We start from the raw sequence: 10,377 nt of genomic DNA on the forward strand, positions 1-10,377 counted from the left end.
ATTTCCTCAACGGTGTAGATGTTGCGCTCCCTTTTCTCCGGAGAGGGGAGCGTCACGTTTTTGCAGGGATTGTCCTTTATCATCTGCATTTTGATAGCGTAGTCAAATATGGTTGACACCAGCGACAGATGTAACTTGACAGTTTTCGCCGACAGCTTCTTCTCAGAGTTGTTGCCGCACTTCATCTCGCATAGTTCGTTCACGAACTTCTGTACATGGCGGGGCGTGATCTTGTCAAGCCGCAGGTGTCCGAGCGCCTTGTAAATCCTCGGTTCAAGATAATGATAGCCCCTGACCGTCTGTGTTTTCAGCTTTTTCTCAGCGTAGTCTTTGAACCACTGCCGGGCAAACTCCTCGAACTTAACTGTTGCCACAACGTTTCCGTGCATACACTCTTCCTCGAAGAGAACGACCTGCCGCTGAAGCTCTTTCTCGATCTGCTTAGCGCTCATGCCGTCAGCCGGCTTCCACGTTTTCGACTGAATGACCTGCTTGCCATGAATATCGTATCCGCAGGACACCTTGATTCTATATGAATTTCCTCTTTTGGTTATCGTTGCCATAAAACATCTCTCCTTTTGATGTGTAGATTTTATGGCGTGTTCCGTTGGTATCATTTTAGCACTTTTTAAATGCTCAGTCAATAACGTGTGGAAATTTAACGAAATTTCAATAATTCGGGACACGCCAAAATCAACATTTGTTCAATAAAATATCAGTTTGAATTCTGCCTTGCCTTCTCTGAATCAACATACTCCCTGACCTCATCATTTATCATGATAGTGTCAAGCATTTCCCTGAATTGCTCAGCCGTAACGTTCTCACCAAACCTTTCAATTGCGATCTTCGCAAGAGAATTAAACCGTTCTTGCTCCTGTTCGGCTTTGATCTCATCGACCCTCGCCCAGCACTCTGCCTGCTTTTTCTTTGCCGCAGACATATTATTCTCAGCTTCCTTCACTCTCTTGTCAGCTTCCTGTGCCTGCTTAATTGCAGATTCTAATGTCATTTTCCTTGCCATAATTATCGACTTCCTTTCTTCTTTTTGGTTTTCTGTGTTTTCTTATTCTTCTCCTGCTCCCTGCGCATTTTTTCTTCTTCTACAAGTTTAGAGATATAGTCCCCCCGAGAAATATCATAGTATGTTTTCCGAATATCAGTGTACATCGCAATCTTTTTCTTTTTCTCCACAAGAGAATTTTTTAGCGCCAAAATTTCAGATGACATTTCACCATCATCTTCCTGCATCAACAGCTTTTTGGATAACTGCTCCTGCAAAGCTTTGTAATCAGCTGTCAACTTTGAAATTCTACCCTCCAGATCGCCTATTGACGTGATGCCGTCTTGGTTGATAACCGCCAGTTGCTTGTAAATATCCGGATCATTCTTCATTGCATTAAGAGCATAATCGCCTACAACTATGCGCCACAAGATTCGAGAGTTCAGCGATTCTTCGGTGTAGTCCTCGCCCAGCTTCCACAAACTGACCGATCTCTGCTGACCGGGGGCTTTCACATAAATGTATTTCTCACGCTTGACCGTAAAGCCTCGCCTTTCAAGTTCGGACAACAGTTCATCAAACGAAGAAACCGCAGGTATCAGGCTGTCGATAGACTGACGGATATGCTCTTTCCACGACACCCCGTTCTTTTTGCACTCCCATTCATAGTGAGTGATCGACCGCCCCTTATTCTCAAAGTTCAGCGCAGGCGTGACACCCAGCGCACGGCATATCCCGTTTGTATTCTCACGAACTATCCTCAGCGACTTCTTGTTGTCATAAAACCGCTTTCCCGACAGTGAACAGGAGTTCACGAGGATATGACAATGTACATGGTCAGTGTTGGTGTGCGTTGCGATGACCGCCTGCGCATCGTCACCAAAATTTTTTCGTACCAAAGTCTTGGCTATCTTATGCGCGAGTTCTGGAGTGACGTTCTCCGAATCCGCAAAACTGATAATGTAGTGGATAGCTTTGACTGCGGATTTGCCGCTTTTTGACTGAGGGGCATCGTAACTGCGCCTTGAATATTGCTCATAAACTGCTTTCATCTGCTGATAGGCAAGCTCGGCTTCGGTCATGCAATTTATGGAGGTCGTGTATTTCAGCTCCTCGGTTTTGTCTGGGTCAAGTATGTAGCTCAAGGTTTTGTCAACGTGACCGTGGATACCCACTGACTTACAGTACGGCACAGCTGGCTCACCTCCTCGCGCAGCGTTTCAACGTCCGCTGCAAATATGTTGTTCGTTTCGTTCGCTTTCTTTGCGAGCTGGTTCACATTGTTCGAAATAATCCTCATTCCATTCAGCAGAGGTGCAAGCCCTTTCAGGTTAACAACTGTCACCCCGCCATCGAGCGACATCGCCCTTATGAAAGTTGCGGTCTTCAAATGGCATTTCTTAGCCCTATCCTCAATCTGTTTCCATTCCTCCGCCGTGTAGACGATCTCCTTACGGCGGAGCGTTTCATTTTTTCTTGCTATAAATATCAAGTCCTTTCGTTTTATCATTCTACTTTTTGAAGCTCGATAATATCGAGCCTGCATTTCGGAGTGCAAGCTCCGAAGCGGCTCAATTATGGGCTTGTCCATAATTGAGATGAAAGACCGGTAAATTGCCGGTTCTTTCTGTACTTGCGTAATGATGTTTTTTAAATGGGAATATTACCCATTTTAAAACAAGCACAGCCATATTACTTTTTGATGATCAACCTGCGATACCTAGATATTTCAGCAAAGATACTTTGCTCACAAGTATCTTGACGTTTCGACCTGCGCCCGCACGAACATGAGCGACCTTGTCTTGAGCGCATAATTGACGGACGGTATGCTCGGACAGACCGTCTACGAGCGCGGCACATTCTTTGACCGTGAGCATTTCGAGCGTCTTGTCTACGCTCGGTTCGGGAGTAGTGGCAGGTGCCACAGGCTCGACTTCTATGAGCTGCTCCAGCAGTTCGGTTATCTGTGTGATAAGTTCTTTCTTCTGTGTGAATGTCATGGGCATCTTCCTTTCTGTAGTTCAAAACATTGCTGTAGATGGGCGGACTGGCTTCAATACTATGCGCTAAACACAAGAGTCGGGCGGCATAGCTCTTATGCTTGGAGATCGGCGCGAAGTCTTTTAGTGGGGCGCTTACATATCAGCGCAGGATATGAGATATTGTTTTAGTAGACCAAGGTCATACACCTCCGTTCTTTTGGTCTCGGGAGACAGGGGCTTACAAGATCATGCGGTTGCGGTGATAGGGGGGCGTAACTCGACTTGTCATACAACGTCCCCCATAAGGTAAGAGGTCGAGAATGCTAAAAATCCAACCCGGTTTTATGAAAATGCAAAAAAATCTGCGATTCGTATAAATGGGATAGAGAATTAACTTCGGTTGCTTATGTATTTTTCATAGGGTGGAGCTCTTCATGAAATCTTTCCCGAAAGACTTGTGCAACACGTTCTCTCAATAGAAAGTACAAAATCAGATCGAAAATTAAGTGGATATGAGGTAATTCAAGATTAATTCTCCGTTTTACATAAAAGATAGGTGAGCAAGTTTTGCATTATACAGCGTTTCATATATATAGGTCATTTAGTAGTGATCGAAAAAGTATGTAGGATTGCATAAACATTTGCTGTTCAGGAAAGGCTGTTTTTCCTTGTTGTGAATACATCTTAACACACATCATATCAAAAAAGAAGGTACGGAGTGTACCCCCATCGAAAAGCCCGTATTTGCAAGGGTTTTAATAGTAATCTGATTTTATAGGTTTTCAAATATCGCATATTATCACATTTTTTCAAAAGAAAAGGGGTACGCTGCGTACCCCCCTTTTTGAAAAATAATTTTGTAAATATTTTGTGAATACGCGAAGTAAATACTTGTCCAACTGTCTTGTTTTAAGGCAAATCGAAGAATAATTATGATATTACCCATTTGTTTAAATTGAGGGTCACTATTTTTTTATTTGAATATCGGATAAATATACATTGTCTTGGCATAAAAATATCTCCCGATGAAACTATAATAATGTTTTATCGGGAATATTGATTTATATATCGTTGTTTTTTGTATATAGCATTGGGCGTGCCGTAAGCAACACCTTAACAACGATTATTTGGTAAAGTTTGGACGGTTGGTTTTACACTAAAAAACCGAAAGGACAGATACAAATGATCGATGCGATGTACAATTACAGACAGGGTGAAATCCACTCTGCCGAGTTCTCCGATGAGTTTAACAAGCTCTGCATACCGTTTGAAGATTCGCTGAGCGAGGAGCAGATTGATGTGTTCCACAAGATACTTGACTGCGTGAGCGAGACTGCCGCCGCTGAAATGAGAGCTGCCTACAAGGTCGGCTTCAAGGACGGTGCAACTATGATGCAGGAGATTCAGGACTGATACAATCACAGCATAAGGAAAGGGCTATGTCCTCCGTGACCGTGTACGGAAGGCATAGCCCCATATATGCAAAAGATCCCAAACCCGGAATAATAACGGGTTTGGGATTCTTGCATTTATAGAGTTTTTTTCAGCACCTCACGAATATCCCCATTGATACAAATGCTCTGACCTCTGATCTCATCAGGAGCATATGCTTCCCCGAAATTCAGGCAGGCATAGACCGCCTTCGGGTTTGCATAGGTCATCTTCCAGAACGGATACTTTATGATGACAGGCGTGTTCATGCCCACACCCAATTCAAGGAACAGGATATGCAGTCCATCATGGCGGCGCAGGAACTCGTCATAACGCTCCGCTGCTCTGTGCCAGCCCTCGTCCTCGACAAAGGTGTCATCTGCTCGGAGGTTCATGCTCATAGGCTTTCCGCAGACAGGGCAGCGGGGAACAAGCTCTGACGGAACACGCATGTTGTTCTGCTGTTCAAACATCGCCCTGACGGTTTCCTCGTTGTCATAGGTCTTTTGGTGACAGGGCTCACTGCACTGCCAAAGCCCGTAATCGCCCTGCGTGTAGAACAGGCGGTGCTTGTCAAATCCTGCCTTCTGGAACTGGTGATCGACATTCGTGGTGATAACGAAATAGTCCTTGTCCTTTACGAGCTCATACAGCCGCCTGTAGGTGCCATTATCCACGTCCATGTAGCGGTTGATGTAGATGTAACGCGACCAGTACGCCCACATTTCTTCGAGTGTTTCAAAGGGATAAAATCCGCCCGAATACATATCCCGGAAGCCGTATTTCTTCACGAAATCGGCAAAATACTTCTGCAAACGCTCTCCCGAATAGGTAAAGCCTGCGGCGGTGGAAAGACCTGCCCCTGCACCGATGACGATCGCATCAGCGGTCTGTATTTCTTTTTTCAGATGGTCAGTTTCCGCCGAGTAATCTCTTGTAAATTTCATGATCGTCCTCCTTGAATACATTGAAGATCACCTGTATATCGTGGCTTTTGCGAAACTCCCTGACGGTACGGACTGCGATCTCTGCCGCTTTATCCTGCGGAAATCCGAATACGCCCGTTGAGATACAGCAAAACGCTATCGACTTCACATTGTTCTGCACGGCAATCTCAAGACAGCTTTTGTAGGAGCTTTCAAGCAGACGGCAATGTTCATCTGTAAGAATACTGTCTACGATCGGTCCGACGGTGTGTATCACATAGCCGCAGGGCAGGTTGTAGGCAGGCGTTATTTTTGCCTTACCCGTGGGTTCTTCATGCCCTTGTGTCTGCATGATTTGACCGCACTTGTAACGAAGCCGTACCCCTGCAAAGGTGTGAATGCAGTTGTCGATACAAGAATGACACGGCTGCCAGCAACCCGTCATTCCCGAATTGGCGGCATTGACGATAGCACCGCATTTCAGCGTGGTAATATCACCTTTCCAGAGATAAATGCCGTCCTCTATTGGCGACAGATCTGCAATATCCGTGATACCCTTGCTCTCGGTCAAGGCTGTGAGATATTCGTCCTCGGCTTGCAAATAATCCTCGTCTGCCTTGACAGCAGGGCGGATATTCACAAGGCTTCTGTAAAGGCGGAATTTATCCGTATCATTGTTTGGTATCTCAATTCCGTCAACATCGTTTCTTTCTGACAGCAGATAGTTTATCAGAAAGTCTAATTTCTCCATACGATCATCTCCTTATGACTGCCCCCACAGGACAGACCTCTGCACAGTTTCCGCAATGCAGACAGTTTTCCTGACGGATAACAGCTTTTTCTTTCAGTTCGATACAGCTCTGCGGACAGTCGCTCAGACATGAACCGCACCTGATGCAATCATCGGTCACGAAATATCCGCTTGCCCTGATCTCTGCACCGCCGAATGTGAAGCTGTCACGCTCGATAGGCTTCTTCGACAGGTCGAACCACTCTCCGCTGCCCTCATAGATCTGAAACACTGTGAGCGCCTTGCGGCTTTCCTCGGTGGGATAGATCTCAAACATATAGGGATTGTTCTCAAACAGCAGAGGGAGCATTTCTGCACCGATCTCCCTGACCTTGCCACGGACAGAGATCGCCGTACAGCTCATGGTATCATCGCCCTTTTTTCCCGAAAGTGCAAGATAGCCCTTGTCCTTTAACCGCTGATAGAAGTTCTTTCCCTTTGCGGTTAGAAAGTACAGTCCGTTCTCATCTGCATACATCATGTCGATCACACAGGTCACGGGCAGACCGTCACCGTCCACTGTTGCCACAACGGTGGAGTGTATCTGTTTCACGATAAGATCAAAATACTCTTTTGCTGTCATAGTATCACCCTGTTTTAGTATAACATATTTTCCCGATACAGTAAAGGGTGTGCCGAATATTCAGCACACCCTTTCATACTATCAGAACTTACCGTTTTCGTTCTGCCAGGTATCCTTTTCTGCGATCGTTTCCATAACGTCCCAATGCTCTGCGATCTTGCCGTTTTCCACTCTCCACAGATCATAGTAGGAGGTGGCTGCACCGCCGAATGTGCCTTCCGATACAGCAAGTACGAAGTTGCCCTGTGCAAGCACCTGATGTACCTTGTCATAGATCATTGCGATACCCTGTTTGCCGAGCGCTTCCAGTGCCGCACCAAGCCCCGACAGACCGTCTGCGATGCCTGTGTTGTGCTGAATGTAGGTATCGCCGTCAAAATAATCGGGTGTCTTAGCAGAATTGTTGCCCTGCATCACATCATAAAGGAAATTCTTTACAAGCTCACGGTTTGCCTCGGTCTTGTCAAGGTCTGTGATCTCAGATGTACCGTCAAGCTGTGTGTGACCGGAGGGGTTCGGAGCTGCCTTTGCGGTGAGGTTGTCCCAATGCTCTGCGATCTTTCCCTCTGCGTTAAAACGGAAAATATCAAATGCGACCTGTTCACCCATGCCTGCAAAGTTGTAAACGGTCTGGAGGAACACCTTGTCGCCGTCCTCAAATGCTCTGATGTTGTTGACGGTGGTCTTAACGGGAGCAGATGCCAGATACTGCACTGAGCCGACGAAAGCATCTCTGCCCGTGCCGTATGCGAGATTGTGCTGAATGTATCCCTCTGCAAGAAGCTCTGCTGCCGTTGCAGTATCACCGCTTGCGAATGTGCCGATGAGGGCTAATGCCTTTTCGATGTTTGTCATAATGATTCCTCCTTGATAATGGTCATTTGATTGTGCCAGGGACTTTCCCTTGCTGTAATTACAGTATAGCACAGTCTTTCCTTTTTGGGAATGACCAAAAACTTGTCGGCGTGACAACTTGACATTGTAGCAAAGTCCTTGTATAATGAAGATAAGGGGGCGAGCATATGGAATTCAAACACATCGAATATTTCGTGAAGGCGAGCGAATTCAAGTCAATGTCGCAGGCTGCCGAAGCACTTTTTATTTCTCAGCAGGCACTCAGCAAGTGTATGCAAAATCTTGAAACGGAGCTTGGCTGCAAGCTGTTTCACCGTACCTCAAAGGGCAGCATACTGACCGATGAGGGACAGCTTTTGTATGACAGATTTGCACCTATCGTCCGAAAATTCTACCGCACAGAAGCAGAGATAACAGCTGAACTGACCGCTGAGCGAAAGATCACAGTTGCAAATTCGCCCATGCTGTTTGGTTTCCTGTTTCCAAATGTGCTGTATGATTTTAAGGAACGATACCCAAACTATGAGCTTGAGATCCTTGACCGTTCTGACAGAGAAGTCATGCAGTATGTGCAGCAATGCCCCTCGCACCTCGGTCTTATCACCGAGCCGGAGCATTGGCACGGCAGACAGTCGGAGTTCACGCTGATACGCACCTATCATTTGCAGCTCTGCGTTCACAAGGACAATCCCTTATCTGAGCGAAAGAGCGTTTGCTTCGGTGATCTGAGAAATGAAAAGTTTATCCTGCTTGATGAGCAGTCCTATTATCCGCAGATCGTCCGTGAAAAGGCAGCAGAGCACGGATTTGAGCCGAACATTGCTTTTCGCTCGGCAGATATGCACCTGCTTTGCAGTCTTGCCAATCAGAACAAAGGCGTATTGATCTGCATACCCGTCCCCATGACTGAGCTTTTCAAAGACCTCCGCTTTGTTCCGATCGAGGACGAGGATATGACTTTCAGTATAGCATTCCTCTATCAAAACTATGAGAAACTCGGTGCGCCGGAGAAACGGTTTATTGAGTTTATGCGGTCAATGGAGTGCGAATGAAATAACGGAGTGTTCATTATGACCGTAGTCTATTGGCACACCTGATTTCCGTTCCACACAAGTCCATATCATCATTATGGCGCGCGCCATAATGACAGTATACCCTATTGGCATAAAATGAGCCTTGCACTCAAAACAGAGAGCAAGGCTCGAATATATTAAGCCAGGACATTCAGCACCTCACGAATATCCCCATTGATAAGAATACTCTGCTCCGCTATCTCATCGGGCGAATACGCTTCACCGAAATTCAGGCAGGCATAAACTGCGTTCGGGTTCTTCGCCGTCATCTTCCAGAACGGGTACTTGATGATAACAGGTGTATTATATCCCACTCCAAGCTCTAAGAACAGGATATGCTGTCCATCATGGCGGCGCAGGAATTCATCATAACGCTCCGCTGCTCTGTGCCAGCCCTCGTCCTCGACGAACTTATCATCGGAGCGTAAATTCATCGTCATGGGCTTGCCGCATTTCGGGCATTTCGGTATCAGTTCGGTGGGTATCTTCATATCATCCTGAAACTCGATCATGTCCTTGACCATTGCTTCATTGTCATAGGTCTGATCGTGGCAAGGCTCGGAGCATTGAAACAATCCGTAATCGCCCTGCGTGTAGAAAAGCCTTGTCTTGTCAAAGCCTGCCTTCTGAAATTGGTGATCGACATTCGTGCTGATAACGAAATAGTCCTTGTCCTTTACAAGCTCGAACAGCCGCTTGTATGTGCCGTTATCAATATCCATATAGCGGTTGCACCAGATAAAGCGTGACCAGTATGCCCACATTTCTTCGGGCGTTTCAAAGGGAAAGAAACCGCCGGAATACATATCGTGAAAGCCGTACTTCGCTTCAAAATCAGAGAAGAAACGTTCAAACCGTTCGCCCGAATAGGTAAAGCCTGCGGCAGTCGAAAGCCCTGCACCAGCACCGATCACGATCACATCAGCGTTCTGTATTTCTTTTTTCAGACGGTCAATTTCCGCCGAGTAATCTCTTGTAAATTTCATGATCGTCCTCCTTGAACACATTGAAAATGACTTGTATCCTGCCGAGATCATCACGCTCGGAAAGCAAATAGTTTATCAGATAATTCACTTTACTCATTGTATCACCGTCCTAAAATAGAGTAAGCTGTGCATCTATCCAGCTTTCCTGACTTGCCTGATGAATGACCTCACCCTCCTGCAAATCGCCTACAAGAAAGGGAGAATCAGAATCATGAAGCTGCATATTCCGTCTGACATTTTCATGGTTGTAGTTTGCGTAGCAGTAACGGCAGAGGTGTCCGCAGGTATCGTAAGCGCCTATATCTGTTCCGAGAACACAGGCACATTCGGCTCTCTGAGATTTCTTCTTCGGCACATTCAAATGACTGCCTATCGCAGTTTCAAAGGTCTGCTGTGTCATGCAGCCTGCACAATCCACTCCGTATGGTGCAAGGTCTGTTCCTTCGGCACAGGCTTTTATTGTAATGCCGTACAGTTTGCCAATCTCAGCAAAGCTCTTGCCTATGGTGATACGCTCCTGCGGTGTGACCGTCCGAGCCTGCGGAAAGTTCCGCTTGACCTTTTCGTATAGATCAATAAAGCTGATAACGCATACATGAGTATATCCCGAAAGCATCCTGCACATCTGCTCAAAATCCGATATATGCCTATCAAGTGTATATGTGCTGTCAATGAATATGGGATCATACCGCCAGCCCACGCAGTTTACTCCGACTTTTTCGGAAAGTGTGATGAAGTCCTGCATTACCTT

14 protein-coding genes are annotated in these 10,377 nt (G+C 46.2%); 2 read left to right on the forward strand and 12 right to left on the reverse strand.

The genetic code is table 11. The annotated features are described in order from the left end of the window. The 5 genes from BT142_RS18260 to BT142_RS18280 form a co-directional block, all read right to left on the reverse strand. A partial coding sequence (locus tag BT142_RS18260; RefSeq protein WP_175545525.1) for a site-specific integrase occupies window positions 1–563 on the reverse strand: 563 nt, incomplete at its 3' end. 152 nt (window positions 564–715) lie between these two features. Beyond that, window positions 716–1,021, reverse strand: a complete 306-nt coding sequence (locus tag BT142_RS18265) for a hypothetical protein (protein WP_072419581.1) — start codon at window positions 1,019–1,021, stop codon at window positions 716–718. 2 nt (window positions 1,022–1,023) lie between these two features. Continuing rightward, entirely contained in the window at window positions 1,024–2,193 is a 1,170-nt protein-coding gene (locus tag BT142_RS18270; protein WP_084659565.1) for a relaxase/mobilization nuclease domain-containing protein, read from the reverse strand. Continuing rightward, window positions 2,142–2,510, reverse strand: a complete 369-nt coding sequence (gene mobC, locus BT142_RS18275) for a plasmid mobilization protein (protein ID WP_242872043.1) — start codon at window positions 2,508–2,510, stop codon at window positions 2,142–2,144. The genes BT142_RS18270 and mobC overlap by 52 nt, the downstream gene beginning before the upstream one ends. A gap of 196 nt (window positions 2,511–2,706) precedes the next feature. Then, on the reverse strand, window positions 2,707–3,000 hold the full coding sequence (locus BT142_RS18280; RefSeq protein ID WP_072419583.1) for a helix-turn-helix domain-containing protein: 294 nt from the start codon (window positions 2,998–3,000) through the stop codon (window positions 2,707–2,709). A 1,164-nt stretch (window positions 3,001–4,164) separates the two neighbouring features. On the opposite strand from BT142_RS18280, the gene BT142_RS18285 reads away from it, so the two are divergent. Beyond that, window positions 4,165–4,395: a DUF6809 family protein gene (locus tag BT142_RS18285; RefSeq protein WP_072419584.1), complete on the forward strand. Its 231-nt coding sequence runs from the start codon at window positions 4,165–4,167 to the stop codon at window positions 4,393–4,395. A gap of 116 nt (window positions 4,396–4,511) precedes the next feature. On the opposite strand, the gene BT142_RS18290 is transcribed toward BT142_RS18285, so the two are convergent. The 4 genes from BT142_RS18290 to BT142_RS18305 form a co-directional block, all read right to left on the reverse strand. Continuing rightward, the gene (locus BT142_RS18290; protein ID WP_092983457.1) at window positions 4,512–5,360 is read right to left on the reverse strand and encodes an SIR2 family NAD-dependent protein deacylase; all 849 of its coding nucleotides are present in this window, start codon (window positions 5,358–5,360) and stop codon (window positions 4,512–4,514) included. Then, window positions 5,326–6,090, reverse strand: coding sequence for a protein-ADP-ribose hydrolase (locus tag BT142_RS18295; RefSeq protein ID WP_072419586.1), 765 nt, complete (start codon window positions 6,088–6,090; stop codon window positions 5,326–5,328). Before BT142_RS18295 ends, BT142_RS18290 begins: the two co-directional genes overlap by 35 nt. Before the next feature lie 4 nt (window positions 6,091–6,094). Beyond that, window positions 6,095–6,712: a 4Fe-4S binding protein gene (locus tag BT142_RS18300; protein ID WP_072419587.1), complete on the reverse strand. Its 618-nt coding sequence runs from the start codon at window positions 6,710–6,712 to the stop codon at window positions 6,095–6,097. A gap of 81 nt (window positions 6,713–6,793) precedes the next feature. Beyond that, window positions 6,794–7,567, reverse strand: a complete 774-nt coding sequence (locus BT142_RS18305) for a nuclear transport factor 2 family protein (RefSeq protein ID WP_072419588.1) — start codon at window positions 7,565–7,567, stop codon at window positions 6,794–6,796. A 167-nt stretch (window positions 7,568–7,734) separates the two neighbouring features. On the opposite strand from BT142_RS18305, the gene BT142_RS18310 reads away from it, so the two are divergent. Further along, entirely contained in the window at window positions 7,735–8,619 is an 885-nt protein-coding gene (locus tag BT142_RS18310; RefSeq protein ID WP_072419589.1) for a LysR family transcriptional regulator, read from the forward strand. A 158-nt stretch (window positions 8,620–8,777) separates the two neighbouring features. Here the strand turns inward: BT142_RS18310 and BT142_RS18315 are convergent, their stop codons facing one another. The 3 genes from BT142_RS18315 to BT142_RS18320 form a co-directional block, all read right to left on the reverse strand. After that, window positions 8,778–9,626, reverse strand: coding sequence for an SIR2 family NAD-dependent protein deacylase (locus BT142_RS18315; protein WP_072419590.1), 849 nt, complete (start codon window positions 9,624–9,626; stop codon window positions 8,778–8,780). Next, window positions 9,592–9,723 (reverse strand): hypothetical protein, encoded by a 132-nt coding sequence (locus tag BT142_RS19965; protein ID WP_278277343.1) that lies wholly within the window; start codon window positions 9,721–9,723, stop codon window positions 9,592–9,594. Before BT142_RS19965 ends, BT142_RS18315 begins: the two co-directional genes overlap by 35 nt. 12 nt (window positions 9,724–9,735) lie before the next feature. After that, window positions 9,736–10,377: DUF1848 family protein (locus BT142_RS18320; protein ID WP_072419592.1), on the reverse strand; the 642-nt coding region annotated here is incomplete at its 5' end.

Origin of the sequence: Ruminococcus sp. YE71 (assembly GCF_900119155.1) — a bacterium.
In the GTDB taxonomy this organism is placed as follows: Bacteria; Bacillota; Clostridia; order Oscillospirales; family Ruminococcaceae; genus YE71.